Here is a 15,055-nt window from a genome sequence, read left to right as displayed (position 1 = left end):
ATGACTGCATTAAAAAGTATTCAACCCCTGATAACAACGTGACATTCTGAGGGACGAAAAGTGCATCAATACTTTCCACTAGGAATAGTAAGGTTTGTTTTGATAGAGAGATTAATTGAAAGGCGTCAAATAGCCCCAGGTCCAAAGCGTTATTCAATTTGCTGTCAATTAATAGTGCTTTTAAACTCTCTCGTCGATGCGTGGACTGCGCTGCCAAAAACTGCTCTACGATACACTTGTTTCTCTCAAACCTTTGCCAAACTACATCACAAAAACTTGGTACGTCCCCCTCGTCAATCGAGGGTAAACGAACAAGGGTAACCCCTAACGTTGCCGCATATTGTTATATGTCACACAAGACAAATGCGGTTGCGGCATTCCATGGGGTGTTTGGCAACAAACCAACGTTATTATAAAGAATAGCAATGTTGAGTATGGCTTCAGTGTCATCAAGATGCGGTGGAAACCATTTCATATCACTTACCTTCAGATAGCTTTAAAGTGGTAATGAGGCTCTTTCTCAGCAAAATGGGTGAGCACTTTCTCCGCTACCTCAATGCGAAACACTGTCCCAGATTTGGCTTGAGTCACCCAATTTTTCTTACTACCACAGCTTGTGAAGCCGCCCGCTACGACACCTACCCCCTCTTCGACTCTTGCTCCTGAATCACGCCCAAATGCGCGTGCGATTGGGTAGCCAAGGCAACAAAGTGTCCCCTTTTCTTCGTACACATCATAGTCATCATTAATCGTAACTTCGACAGGCACTAGATGAGAATTGAAAACACAAGCCAGCTCATCAACCTTTTCTTCGATAAGGCCACTAAACACCCAACACTCACTGGACTTATCCCATTGCCCACCAAGAGCTCGGCATTTATCAACGAGATAGGTATTGTAAGTACTGGTTAAAGTAATAAAACCAGACTCATTTTGTTCCTCAACCGAGGATTTAAGTTTGAATATTAGGTCGGTTCCATACTTTGAACGAACGGAGATGTCTTCGACATCCAGCAGTTGCGTACCGATTGAGAGATTCTGAGATAGTTCATCGATTAAGATTCTGCACTTGTAGCCGTCAAGCGATGCAGCAAAATACTTTCGATTTTTCTTTAAGACGTTAAACTCTTTCATGTTTCCTCCGAAGTAATAATGAGTGACAACGTAATAACTTTTATTGATGGCTTTCAGCCACTTATCTTGTTTTTATCGTTATTATTTTTGCTGTTATATTATTATTCAGAGCTTTCAAAGAGCAGAGCGATTTGGAAGCCTTATCAACCTAACTTAGCCTGTACTTTAATGTCAAGAGTTTTTATCCTCCTCAGCTTGATCGCAAAAGTCGTTGCGAATCTTGCAATTACCACTGAAGTTGAGCAAGCTCTGTGCAACGTATACACAGAACTAAAAGATAAATTAGTGAAAGTTCATGTACTGCAATAAAGGATTCGCTTGCTTAAGCGCTTGTCGCTGCGCAAGAAGCTCAGCGACCACACGCTTTTTATCTTCTCCCAAAGCGCATGCAATAAGAAACGCATCGACTTCATGCGACATGAATCCCACAGCCTTGGGACCCAGTTGTACTGCGGGCGGAAATGTGCCATCGTTTATACGTCTGTGAAGCGTGGCTTGGGATAAACCAACGCGTTTTAATACATCGACTTTCTTTTCTATTTTCAGTTGATTAATTGGGTGTATAAGCGCCATTGGACGCCTCCGTTTATTCTTATTCTTATGACTACAAGAGCCGTTGCAAATATAATATTCGTATTTAGAAGTCAAAAGCAATCACTTTTTTCGAATTTATTTTACGAAATGGAAATATACAAACTCTATATATTTAACAACGAACAAAATATACATATACCGTATATTAAACATCACACAACATAATCGTTCAAAGTGATAAAAATAAAGACATGATAAGTACATCCTTTATTTATATTTGACTCAGCCATCACGAACACACTTCCTACTTCTATTGCTTCTTAACTATATAACATTCGTCCCAACAACTACTTACTGACTATCAGTGATACGAAGTGAAAGCAGATGAAAGCGGCTGAGACATAGTGAGAGTGCAGCGCAAATTCCTTGTCGCAAACGGCATTTTCGATGTTGTAACGCGCACTTTCCCTGTCGAATGCAACAAGTTCCTTATCGTATTCCTCTGTTGAACTCCGTATTATACAATAATATATTTCGTTTATTTTAAATAAGCACATTTAATATCATAAATTATATTGTTATAATAAAAACAGTAAGAACAAAAACAGTAACAAGCGGATACTGCTCTTCCCTATTTGTTCCAAATAGCGAAGCTTGTAGCTTTAGCCTCCTTTCAGTCGGTTGCGATAACATGCTTCGCAGTTATCGCTAAGTTGCACGCTGTTGTTTCATAGACAATAAAAATAAAATAATAAAAAAAGAGAAATAACAAAATGAACTTATCAGTAAAAGAATACTTAAATGAAATAATAAGAGAAATAGTAGTCAACACAAAAAGAGAAAATAAAGATAAGCTAAGAGCACTTATCGAGAAAACAGATTACAGTTTAGAAGAATTACAAGTTGTTGTACCTTCTCTTCTTCCTCAATTTTCAAACACATCAAAAATTACATTTAGCTCACATGCGCATTTTTGCAATCTCATAGTAAAAAGCATTTACGCTAAAAATAATGCAGATAACTTTGACGAAAATGTTGCTGCTGACTCGCATCACATCCTGGATGCAGTCGAGAGCGGTTTTAAAGAAGAGCGCAAAGAGACTAAAGACTTATACAATATTGCATTAAAAACACACATAACAGCAGAACAGTACAAGCGTTTCATCGCCAGCAAGAAAAGTCACAACTATCGCTCTAACGCTGCTTTTCTTAGAGACATAGCTTTAAATCAAGTTGAACCTCGCCCAAGCAATGACGAAGAGCACTTAAAGTACTTTAAAGAAACCAAGGAGCTATCAAAAGCCCTACAAGTGCTTGCAGAAGACATTGAAGATGCTGACAGCGCTAAGATAGTTAAACTAAGCAAATGCATTAAAGAACTTAAGGAAAGCATTGATACTACGCGCAAGCTAGCAATAGACTCTCATTCATCAGCAACAGCTAAAGTACTAGCTTTAAAATACTTATCTTCGCGTCAATTGGATGAGCTATGCAAACAAAAGATACTAGAAGAAGCTGAATTATAAAGCCTGAATTCCCTCCTTAAATATAAGGAGGGCTTATCTACATTACTTATTACTTTCTCACTCACAATAATAATAAAGAGACAATAAAATGATATTTACAGAATTAGAATGCACAAGAAGTCAACAGACAGCCAAAGACGCACAGAACCTCATCGAGTACGGCGCTAAACAAAAAGACGCAGATAACCTGATTAAATACGGTGCAGGTAAAACAAAACATGCTCCTGCATCGGAGGGTCACTCATTCTTCATCTGTGCTAACGAAATCGAATCCATTCCAGTTAGTATGGGTGAGCTGGCTACAGGTGCGGACTGGCACGATGCTATCACTGAACTGCAAAGCAGCTATAAGCACAACCCGACAGTCAAGCACCCTTTCCGCCACTTTGTCATCTCTATAGACGAAGGAGAGTACCTCACAGACAAGCAGTGGCGTAAAACAGTAAGAAAGACTATGAATCACCTAGGTTACGAAAACGCACGCTACATCGCGTTTAGACACGCAGATACTGATTCACAGCACGTACACATAACAGCATCAACACAAGACCTAGAAACAAACAAAGTCATCAGCAATTGGATTGCTGTTGAAGCTGCACAAGAAATCATGCGTGAACAAGAAAAGGAATTCGGTTTAAGACAACTAGAAAACTCATCAGAGATACTAGCAAGGGGCGAAGCGGTCGTTTCTGACAAGTACTCTCACTCAGTCAAGCTGATGGTAAGACGCTTAGTTGAATCAAGCATCAAAGAGCTACCAGCGCTAGTGCAAGCTAGGGCAAACATGCTAAAGAAACTGGACGTAAACGATGAGCACACCACTCAAGCGAGCTTAGCTCTTTATCAAATTGCGCTACTAAGAAATGGCGTCGAAATAATACTTAAAGAAGACAGAAGCAACGAAAAGTTCGTTGGGATTGTGTACAGATACAATGACTTCATCATACCCGCTTCTAAGCTCAGAAGCGGTAACAAGTTCACCCTCGGCGGCTTGATAAAATCTGGTGTTCTGAAAAGTGATGCAAACATTATAAGTAGCTATGACGAATCACAAGTCGAAAATTATGACCTTAGAGAAATGTTTGAATCGCAGAAAGATTTTGCAGAGCAAAGATTTGAAACAGTAAGAAGAGATGCTGAAACACATGCTGACAAAGTAAAGAAGCAAGCCGAGGAATGGGATAAGCACATGCTTAACTGCTTCATTATCTCATGTAGAAAGCAATATCAAAAAGAGGTAGAGGATGCTATCGACTTTTGGCTTTATCATGGAAAACGCATCAACAAACGCGACAAAGCTTTCGTTCACGCAATTTACGAACAAGAGAAAGGCATATACTCAGCATCTAAAACGCTAAGTAAATTCTTCTATCATCTGCTTCTAATCTTGTTTGAACTAAGCAAGCAGAACCACTGGGAATTGAAAGCAACCCCTGTTGCGACACATGAAGATCAGGAGCTAGTAATTAACCAAGCCATTGAACAAATAGAAAAAGCTTATGAAAACGAAGGTATTTTTACTGACAACAAAAAGCGGAATAGAAGACGTAACATCAAGAAGAAATCAAAAGATATCGCTGAAAATACATATTAATTAACTGATAACGTTACAGTTCCTACAAAAGCAGAAAAAATCCCCTCTACCGCGATTTCAAAAAACAAAAGTGACAAGATGCTTTACATTATTGTCCGAGGCCCTGAGTTAATAAATGATAGCAACAACGCGACACATGTAACATTAATAAAGCTACCGAGCACTGTCCTCTCCGCGATCTATAAAACACCTCATTGCCAAATATGGCACTGAAGAAGCGCAAGAGCTACATCAAGTGTTATACAGAATAAAGACGAGACTAGATGCCGCCAAGTTCCCAGCGGTCTTGTTCAATGACTATGTGTTCAGCCCTGACGATAGCAACAAATTACAAGCTATAAAAGGAAAAAGAAAAGCAATTTCATCAGTCTCTGATGCATCGAGCATAAAAAGATTTACACCACACGCAAGTACTTTAACGCCTTTCGATTACAAGCCCAAACCGAAAAAAGCAGGAGAAGATGCCCAAAAGCTAATTGCATACTTAGCGAAAGCAGAAGCAAACATAAACTAGAACCAACAGCCCAATCGGGGCTGTTTTCTTATTCTCACACGCTAAAGTTGCCTTTTACCCTTGACCGAGGGTAAAACCGTATTTACCCTCCATAAAGGGTAAATACGAGGAATTGTTATGTTGATAACATCACCAAGGCAGTTAGCAATACATCTGCGTGACGAAAGAAAACACAAGAATCTGTCGCAAGCAAAAGTTGCCGACCCCGTTGGTCTTAAACAGGACACCATTTCTAAGTTTGAGGTTAATCCTGAAACTACAAGGATTCAGACGCTATTTCGCATCTTATCTTCGCTAAACCTTGAAATGCATATTGTTCAGAAAGGCGAAAGCATCTACTCGAAAGTTGATGATGGCGAAGAGAAATGGTGAGTCAAGTCATTCCCACGCATGGGAATCCACCGAAGTCACATGCTTAACGAAATCGAGTGCTGCTGGTTTGCCGAGATCGGCGCTGGCACACCTCTGGACAAAAGCAGGTTAGTATTATTGCTCTAAAATGTTTCGATCAGATTAGGAAAAGTATGCTAAAGCTAAAGGTTTCATCGTTTGATATAACAAAATCACTTCTGTCTATATAATTTAGTTAGGGGTAATAGCTACCCCTAGCACATATATGCAACAATGAACAAAATGCCAATGTAACTACCAATTAACCCTCTGTTGGATGGCGCTAGTTATAGGGTCATATGTACCTCGACCATAACTACGTATAACTGTGTTTACTTTTGTCGCTTCGCCAATAACTTCCCGAATTTTTTCAGTTGCCGAGTGTGAGGCGATGACAAGCCATCCATTTGAACAGATATCATCCATTTTAGGTGGTTGTCTAGAAATAGGACCATCTTTCCAATAGATGCTTTCAACCATTACATCGCCTTTCTCATTAATCCAGCGAAACAATCCTTCATCAGAAACAGACCAACCTAGATAAAAGCCAATAGCTGGATTTAACGCTAACCATTCAAGGCCACCATGATCAATGTAAGCACCTGTACCATAAATCACCAACGATGGTTCATCAGCAAAAGTTATTTTGGGGTAATCGCTTGCAGACCAATGCTTCATACTTGGGAAGAAAGCATAAGGTGAGGTAACTTCTACATCGTCATTCCATTCAGGATGACAGACTGTAGACATACGAACCTCCGTCGGCAAATCCCAATCTAACCAGCTCCAGGTTGTAAGCTCACCAATAATTTGTTTTCCAGTGTCTATACGATCAACAAATTGTGTAATACCTTGTTCAATACTTCCCAACCATTCATCGTGATTATGAGATACATCTCGATCTTTTGCTTTCGGAACAACAATGCACTCTGGTCTAATAGCGGGCTCAAGCCCCAATAACAATTCATCACTACGTTTGAAAATAGCTCGCAGAAGATCAACTCCTTGAGGAGGTATTCGCCCTGCATCCAATAACTCGCATACCGCATATGAGAGAGCTAGCTTAGCCACTTTTGGTCTCAGTCGATGATAGGTCAGCTTTAGTCCAACGCCTTCCAACCAGTTTCTATAAATTTCCTCAGCCTGCTTATTCCATTCACTCTCTGGAATCAAAGTTTTCATAAATTCACAAACTTTGTAGGCTAAATTCTCAAACGGTACGTTTGACATATCAGCCACAAGCCTCGCTTCAGTCATCAAAGGCCTAAGCAACTCAATCGGGTCATCAACATCAGGAAGTGTTTCTCCAGGACGGATAGCTGAAAAAGGAATAGCTTCCTTTTTATTACTTATTTCTGGTAACTCCAATCCGTATATCAAAGGTAACTTTGAGCGTTCATATGGAGGTAGCCGACCTTTTATTTCTAGCCTACTAGACAAATCCAAGGCAATCATCCTCACACTAAAGTCTTCCGACGCACAGAGTGAAGATATTTCCTGCTCAAATTGAAGAACAAACCCTTTGAAATCCTTTGCTAAGCTACTTAACAAAGATACTACTTTTACCTGTGCCAACCCAATTTTGTCTATTCTATGAGCTACTTGCCTAAGAATTTCTGGCCAATTTGCTTCAATTTTAGCCAAGTCAACGATTGCCTGATGAGCCATAACCCCTAATTCAGGAATAGCCACATCAAGCATATCGAATGCAAACTCAATGAGTAAACTAGCATCCTTCTTCTCGCCAATGTCATCTAACAGTGCCGGTGGTTTCTCAGCCCCTTGTTCAAAAGCGTCTAGCTGGTATGCATGTTCTTTGATTTCCTTCCAAATGGGCAGGATATCTTTATCCTCAAAGAGGATATCGACAATTTCTGGTAAGTTCCAAATTAAACTGCTTGGATACCTATATTCACCAATGTAATCATCAACTAAACAAGCGAGCGCTTTAGGGCGCCACTGTTTAGCATCAATTTCAACAAGGGTTCTAAATATCGACTGTCTAGAACCCCCATCCCAATGTAAATCCCAACCTTTAGCATCTGAGTTATCGAATAAACCTTCTAATAAACTGTTCGCTTTATCCACTTCACCATGTGAAGACAATGCGCCAGCAATACAAGAAACAACATTATTATCAGGCTTAAATGGCTTTAAGAGCTTATAGAGTTCCTCTAATTGAGGGGCATTCATACCTTTTAAAAAAGGTTGAATTAAGTTCATCCAGCGGAAATATTCAACGGATTTCACAGTTCGAAGAAGCTGAAAAAGGTTTTCAGGAGAATTTATTTTCAGTTGAGTCTCTTCTTCTGTAAGTTTTTCCCCTGTATTTAGTGTCAGAGAAGGTTCATGAGTAACATGCTTTTCCTGGGGAGTAGAAATCGCCATTGAGGCATAAAAACTATTGTCCAACCCCGCTTCCCTGACGCCAAGCGCTACCCCTTCTAACCACGAGTAACGATTTGAAGGCAATAAGTGTATATTGATAGATGCAATAAGCTTTTCTATCTCATCCGTCACCCTATCATCAGAGGATTGACAGGTCCGAGACACTAATTTTTTAGGCAGATCAGAAGGATTGTACTCTTCGAAAGGGAGCAGCAGCTTTCTCGTCATCACTGATATTTCTTTCAATGGCGGACTAGAGCCATCAAGCATTCCAGACATCAACCCTGTTAGGCCCGGAGCATAATCAAGCCCTTTATGATCGAATAACCACCTCAAGAGCTTTAAACCATATCCCGGATTCCAACGTGTGGTCATAGTGATGAGATCAAGTCCTGCTTCCTGCGTACCACGACCATTTCCCGACTGTTCCAAATCTACTAACGCCAAAGAAAATCGACATATTTCACCGTAGGCTAAATCAGGGTATTGACTGATCAACTTACCTAACCACAATACCCAGTGGGAAAATTGCCTGTCTTTTCTATGATATATTCCAAAAGAACCCTTGAAGATTTTTGGTAACAGGCTAGCCGCTCGATCTGGTTTACCAATCTTTGACCACATTATAGAAAGTTCGTAGTACTCAGACATTTTAGAGTGAATGTCGTCAAAATCGGGGATCTCTTTTTCGATTTGATCCAGTACGTCAACTAAACCATCCCTGCTATATCCTTCCTTATACAAAGTGAAAGCAATCTCTCTGCGCCAGCCAGTCGGCCAATACCGTTTATCCCAATCTTTTCTATACGCATCGGCTAAAGCCAAAATACAATCATGTCCATGCTGAGCAGCAGCCCTTATTGCGAAGTTAAAGTAATCAACAGCGGCTGATTCGAACTCATACCACCCAATCCAATCCCTTGTTTGATCATAAGGCTTTCGTAACAATTCAAATGATGGCTTTATCTCCTGAACAATAAAACTTGGTAGCAGCTTCTCTCCAGCCCAACCCCGTCCCCAAATGCTTGAAAACCTCACTAAAGCACGTTCAAATAAGACGTTTCCTGTATACTTTTTTTCGCTTTCATTTGGAACCACCTTAACAGGATCAACATCTTGCCCTAGGGCTGCTCGTAGTCTGTTAAGACGAATTCTATCTGCGAATGGACTTAGGTTCTTCCATTGGCCATGAACACCATATTTATAAAGTTTTGGCTGTTCAAAATTTTCAAACCATTCTTTAGCTTTTTCTATATTTCCATTGGATCTGTAATCCAGTTCAGCAACCAACAACTTTTCTGAAAAATCCAAGTCATTATTTTCAGACCAATCAATGACAGCCTCGAATGCGGTGTCTATCAAAGCCAATGGATATTGGTTAATGCATATGGAGACACATAAATCTATAAGACTATCAAAGTGCTTCCTTTTTTCTGACAAGAAATAGAAAATCTCAGTTATTTTTTCTTCGTCTTTTGTTTCATAGATACCATTGACCAACCGTCTCATTAAGCGAGCATGTAGGTCTTCATCATTTCCACTCCATGATCCCACACCATCAACTTCACACTTCGTTTGGTGTATAGTTGAGACAAGGTCGCCTAGCGGCATGAAATAATGAGCTACATCAGCCCATCGTTTCAAATCTTCAGCTCCCCCATGATGCGGATCAATAGCGTCTCCACCTGACAAGTAACTTAGCGGCTCAGCAGATTCAAAGACCCTTTTAGCTTCATTAAAGAATTTGTTCTCCGCTAGAACTTTAGAAAATTTGAGTGCTTCTGAATCACTTACCCTTAGCAGCTCACCATCGAATATGTAACTAAGCGCTGAACTTACTCCCTCCGATGAAAATAAGAGAGCAAGTATATCAACCTCATTAAGGGCGTCTCTTCGCTCTCTAAGCTCACTTTCAATTAAGAGACATCTAACTACGGCAAGCGGATCATTCAGCTCCTTAGCCGACAATAGAACAGCGTCAATATCATCTGTTAAACTCGAAGTATTCCGAAGATTAAAGAACTGGTCTCTAAAGTAACTTTGAGTCCCTGTATCAATTACAGCTTGCATCTGCCGAGCATTAAAAAGGTGGTAAACCGCCTCCCATCGCATTGGATCATTATCCTCAGACGATTGAATACAGTGTTTAGCTAATACCTTGTGATATTCAATATTTTTTGAATCATCAAAATTACCAAATAGGTTTCGGCACGTTTTATCTAAAATAAACTGTCGAAAACTGTTATGAAAAAAGCGCCAACTTACATCACTATCCTTCTTGAAATAGTGGGCTGCACTTGAAATAAAAGCGCGAATAGTTGAATGATCAGACCATTTCTCAAGCACGTGAGTATTTATTGGCACTCTCAATCTTGACAATAACGCAAGCAAGTCAACAAGCTTCTGATTACTCTCTATTTGTCGCCAATAAACTGAATAGCTTTGCTCAATATGCCCTTGGTAAAGAGGAAATTCATCAATAGCTTCATCATAACTCCTACCCGATCCGCCAGTAATAAACTGCAGCAAATAAACCAAAGATAGTGGGTGCCCTAATGACTTTTCAATAATTTTCTTCTTATTATCATCTGTTAGGTCGGAACAGCCTGGCCATTCGTTTATGGCTGCATAGACATTTGTCCGAGTAAGAGGAGAGATAACAATGGTTCGACTTCCATGGCTGACATGCTCCTTTATCGTATCAGAAAGATCGTTCAACTCTAGCGTTTGACTACCTAGAACAAATATCACTCCATCAGGCACGGTGTTCGGGAGAGGCAAATCTGACAACAAACTCTGTAATGGGTTTTGTTCTCGCTGAATATGATCTAACCCATCAACCATTATGATGGTGGTTACGCCATCATTTTTCCATTTGTCATGGGCTTGTTGAAGCTGCTCTCCTAACAATGATAGGTACTCTTCTCTTGAGCCTGGCTGCCCGGAACTTTCACCACGAAAGCCGTGATTTCTTAGCGATAATGTGATGTCATGAAGAAAAGTAGTCGCTTCACCACGCCCTTGGTAGGTGCTATCGGGTACATATGCGTAATATCTAACTAGTTTATATCCTGCTTTATACTTTAAAGTATGAGTAAGCGTTGTTGACTTTCCTGAGCCAGGGCTTCCAAGCAATGCGACATAGCCCTGCTTGGTTTGTGATAACACATCAGATATAGAACCAACAGTTTCTTCAATTTCTTGATAAGTTCGATCGATAGGAAATTCATGAACAAACTTATGCTTAAACCTATGACTCCACGCCAACCTATCTAACATATCATCTTTGGACAGCTCAATAATTCGACGTTCACCTCCCGCCATTTTCGTCAAAAGGTTATATATCTTTTCAATATCTTTTTGCTTTCTTGCTTGTCCTTGATTAGTTATAGGGATATCTGCTGGTCGCTTATAGTTGAATTCAAGCTCACAGTTGCGAATGAAATTCAAAAATTGGTCATCATTAAATTTTGACCGTTTCTGTAGATCCAACAGTGCCTTTTGCCAGCACACGGATACTGTATCTAAGCCTGTTTCACACCATCGTCTATCGAACCAGCATTCTTTTAAGAAAGATTGAAAGTGAGCATGTCGAGGAGCCGTGTCGCCTAAAGGAATTTGAGCTTTAGAGCTTGAACTAGGTACTGATTTATGAAGCAAATGAACTTTTACAATTCTATCTTTATTATTTGTACTTAAGTGCTTCCACCCCTCTGAAAGTTGCCTGAAAAGGCTCAGCTTCTCATCTCCCTGCTTTGTCGAACTATCCCTTACAAAATCTGCATAGCTAATTGTTCCAGTGTATTCCGCCCACTTCACCTGATACGCATCAAGCTTACCAGTAGTCGCAATCAGTATATCATCTAAGCTTCCAGCATCAGGATCGGCGACTCGAAACCATTCAAGACTTCCATCAAGCAAAGCTTCATATATTAAGCCTGCTGCTATTTCATACTGCGGAACATACCCCAGCATTGCAGTACGTTCACCATCACCTGAATTAATACTAGACACGATAAAAATGATTCCTTAAAAACAGTGTTACACATTGAGAGAAACGCCTTAAGCAGCCTGAGGGGTAGAACTCTTTAGCTTAGAGGCTAGCAATTTGAGCCGTCATACTTCTGATCAAATATCATAAATACTCTATTGTTAACTCTTTCAATCCAGTCGAGAATATTAGTCATATTCTCGTCTTCACAATCGATCCGTCTCAACCATAGCCTGTATGACTCATTGCAAAACTTGAGTGTGGGACAGATATATCTTATATCGGCAGGATGATAAAAAGGGTATACAGAGAATGTTTTGTCCTCATTCTTTTGAAGACACCAGTCCATAGACTCGTTCCAAGAACCGTGAATAGACTCAGACATCATCCCGTAAGTGTATTTATAAAGATCCTCGTATGAAATTTCCTTAAATATGTCGAAAAAGTTCTTACCTTGAAGCTTCCATCGATTTGTCTTCTGTACCTTGAAGTCCTCTTCCGTGAAACCTTCCAAGTCCATTTTTTCTTGAACTGACTTAAGAAGGCGTTTTCCCGCCTTGGTCTCAAAAAATCGAGAGCCTTCTTTTAACTCACGAAGTATTCTCAACCTGTCTTTGTAAGAGCACTTTCTGTAGTCCTCAATTACTTCCGGTTCACTTAATAATAAGTATTCGGCAGTTACTGCTGCTTCGATTAACGGCCTTTCTAAAATACTTATAATTTCTGCATTATCCTGTTCGTAGTAGAATACAACTTCCTTGAGTAGCTTCCAGATCCTCGTTAGTAATCCCAAAATAGGAGCATCTTCTAAGTTGAAGCCAGTAGGATTACGTTCAATGTTTCGAACCCTAGTAATGCAATCATAAATCTCGGCCACATCCTTTACGAAAGTACCCGTAAATCTATTTATGTCTTCTAATGTTCTAAAACTTTCTCCAACATACACTTCGTCGTATCGACTGATGATTTTTTCTATTTCGTCCAAGCGAAGTTGCTCCTGTTTGGTTATGTTCTCTCAATGCAGCGGTTAATTAGATGCGTCAGTAAAAGTTGGTCAAATAGCGGGTTAGCCAAATGAGAGTGAGCAACAAGGTAAGAAGGAATGGCGCAAAGGAATGCTTACCGTGTTCGGCTCTAACGCAGTTCTTATCGATGAAGCGTTAACTTCAATGACACCCTGACAGATTAACTCCTGTGAATCGCAACCTACCATCTAGACAGATGCAGGCTTACATTATTATTCAATCATAACCATATTGAATCATTAGAAAAAGTAGGTCAATTAATGACAAAAAAATTAGTCCTGAGTCATAGGCTAGAACGTTTTGGGGCATAATCGTGCCAGATTGAAGATGCTGTCACCAAGTGGGACATTTCAAATTACTGTATACCCCTTTCAGTAAAATCTATAAGGCGCTCTACAAGACATCAGCAAATTTGGGGAGAACACTGGAAGACGATAACTCTTCTCCTTCTAACTTTCCTTCTCTTGCTAGGCGCTGTTTGTTCATCGCTTGTGTTTCGTAATAGTCCTGTGCAATCGCTGTTTCAATGAACTCCACAGACTGATCGGTAAAGTCACTTACCGCATGTTTGATCTCTTCCAGCGAGACACTGAAAAACTCTTTACGGCGATTAATCATATTCAATCGGTGAGTATCAAACTTATCGTGAAGCTTCTTCTCTAGAGTTGGAGCATCATCAGTATGAATCATTGCATGTACATCAAAGGTAAACGGTACTGAAGCATCTCCAAGCTCTTTCACTCTATCCATTGGTTCTAATCGACGGGTCATGCCTATCTTGTAGACATTTTCCCCAAACGATCCAATGTTAGAAATAACATAAACATGACCTTGCTTAGTTTGCTCCGCCATTGATTGAGCGCGTTGGTGCTTGCGCTCTGCTTCCTCTAAGTTTGCCTGTAACTGTGCAATCTGTTTTTCTAGTTCTGATTTCATTTCGTCGCTAGCTTTTTCAAGCTCTTTTCTCGCAGCATCCAAAGCTTTGTGATAACGTTTTTCTTCTTTTATAGCCTCCGCTTCTGCTTTTTTTATCTCTGCCTCTATTCTTGCTTCTTCACGCATTTGTGCTTTGATTTCCGCCTGTTCTTCTTTCTCGCGTTGTTTCTTTTCACGATATTCGTAAGTCAATTGGAGTTCTTTTAACTTTTCTTTGAGATAACGCTCTGTAATAGATATAGCATTCGGTTCATTTAGCTGATTGATTGCGGCGAACGCTTTCTTTATACGTTCTTCCATCTTTGTAACGTTTTTCCACGTACAGTTGGCAATAGCGGCCTCACATTCGTTATTGAAGGCTCTTGCGGTGAGACGAATACTCTTGTTGGTCATTCTCTTGCCTTCGCTTCGAGAACCGTCGACAGTCCATTCACGGTAGCAGTGTATCGCTCCACTGGAAGACTTCTCTCTCAACAAGGTTTTCTGGCACTCTTTGCATTTCTTGATCTCTTCTTTGAATGTTTCAGATGCATCAAAATCGAATTTTGGCTCATAGAATCCGAGTTCGATAAGTTCAATATCTTCGCTGAATATGGCGATTTGCTTAGTTAAAGAGTCATAAGTTATTTTCTTACTTTTGTAGTCGACCTGAAGTTCACTGATCTGCTCTTCAACAGATTGACGTTTCGTAATTGCCTCGTCTCTCTTGGATTCGATTTCGCGTAAGGCTTGACGCGCTTTTTCTTCTATCTCATTCTTGTCAATTTTCAGCTGATCCTTGATTTGTTCGCACTCAGCTTCAATATCAAATATCTGAGAGTATTTTTCTTTATACTCATCGATTGTTGTTGCTGCCTCTGATAATTGAGTTTCTGTAACTGCCAGTTTCTGACTCAGCTTTGAAGACTTTCTTACCCAAAAAAGCCCGACAACAAGCAAGATTACTATAGCTCCTATTAGCATGTAAGTTAGTGAAATTTGTTCCATTTACCGCCCCTACCGTCTCATTAAATATGAAACTGA

General features: G+C 40.0%; 10 protein-coding genes. 4 read left to right on the top strand and 6 right to left on the bottom strand.

Going from position 1 to position 15,055, the window contains the following annotated elements; genetic code table 11:
• Positions 1–343: 343 nt before the first annotated feature.
• The 3 genes from OO778_RS06935 to OO778_RS06925 all read right to left on the bottom strand — a co-directional run bounded on the left by OO778_RS06935 (position 344) and on the right by OO778_RS06925 (position 1,707).
• On the bottom strand, positions 344–475 hold the full coding sequence (locus tag OO778_RS06935) for a hypothetical protein (RefSeq protein WP_264911144.1): 132 nt from the start codon (positions 473–475) through the stop codon (positions 344–346).
• A gap of 11 nt (positions 476–486) precedes the next feature.
• A complete protein-coding gene (locus OO778_RS06930; protein ID WP_014232255.1) occupies positions 487–1,134 on the bottom strand; it encodes a hypothetical protein in 648 nt (215 codons plus the stop codon).
• 282 nt (positions 1,135–1,416) lie between these two features.
• Positions 1,417–1,707: an AlpA family phage regulatory protein gene (locus OO778_RS06925; RefSeq protein ID WP_023584776.1), complete on the bottom strand. Its 291-nt coding sequence runs from the start codon at positions 1,705–1,707 to the stop codon at positions 1,417–1,419.
• Between the two features lie 734 nt (positions 1,708–2,441).
• Between OO778_RS06925 and OO778_RS06920 the strand changes: the two genes are divergently transcribed.
• The 4 genes from OO778_RS06920 (at position 2,442) to OO778_RS06905 (ending at position 5,674) form a co-directional block, all read left to right on the top strand.
• Positions 2,442–3,194, top strand: a complete 753-nt coding sequence (locus OO778_RS06920; protein WP_264911143.1) for a chromosome partitioning protein ParA — start codon at positions 2,442–2,444, stop codon at positions 3,192–3,194.
• Between the two features lie 88 nt (positions 3,195–3,282).
• Entirely contained in the window at positions 3,283–4,788 is a 1,506-nt protein-coding gene (locus OO778_RS06915; RefSeq protein WP_264911142.1) for a relaxase/mobilization nuclease domain-containing protein, read from the top strand.
• 235 nt (positions 4,789–5,023) lie between these two features.
• Positions 5,024–5,302: a hypothetical protein gene (locus tag OO778_RS06910; protein WP_014232259.1), complete on the top strand. Its 279-nt coding sequence runs from the start codon at positions 5,024–5,026 to the stop codon at positions 5,300–5,302.
• Positions 5,303–5,419: 117 nt separating this feature from the next.
• Positions 5,420–5,674, top strand: coding sequence for a helix-turn-helix domain-containing protein (locus OO778_RS06905; RefSeq protein WP_014232260.1), 255 nt, complete (start codon positions 5,420–5,422; stop codon positions 5,672–5,674).
• A gap of 273 nt (positions 5,675–5,947) precedes the next feature.
• Here OO778_RS06905 and OO778_RS06900 read toward each other — a convergent pair whose 3' ends face one another.
• The 3 genes from OO778_RS06900 to OO778_RS06890 form a co-directional block, all read right to left on the bottom strand.
• Positions 5,948–12,094, bottom strand: a complete 6,147-nt coding sequence (locus OO778_RS06900) for an ATP-binding protein (protein ID WP_264911141.1) — start codon at positions 12,092–12,094, stop codon at positions 5,948–5,950.
• Positions 12,095–12,180: 86 nt separating this feature from the next.
• Positions 12,181–13,056, bottom strand: a complete 876-nt coding sequence (locus OO778_RS06895) for a DUF5677 domain-containing protein (RefSeq protein ID WP_031852475.1) — start codon at positions 13,054–13,056, stop codon at positions 12,181–12,183.
• Between the two features lie 433 nt (positions 13,057–13,489).
• On the bottom strand, positions 13,490–15,019 hold the full coding sequence (locus OO778_RS06890; RefSeq protein WP_014232264.1) for a DUF4041 domain-containing protein: 1,530 nt from the start codon (positions 15,017–15,019) through the stop codon (positions 13,490–13,492).
• Positions 15,020–15,055: the final 36 nt, after the last annotated feature.

Origin of the sequence: Vibrio sp. STUT-A16 (assembly GCF_026000495.1) — a bacterium.
Lineage (GTDB): Bacteria > Pseudomonadota > Gammaproteobacteria > Enterobacterales > Vibrionaceae > Vibrio > Vibrio diabolicus.
The sequence above is the reverse complement of the archived record's forward strand: the minus strand, read 5'-3'. Positions and strand labels throughout refer to the sequence as shown.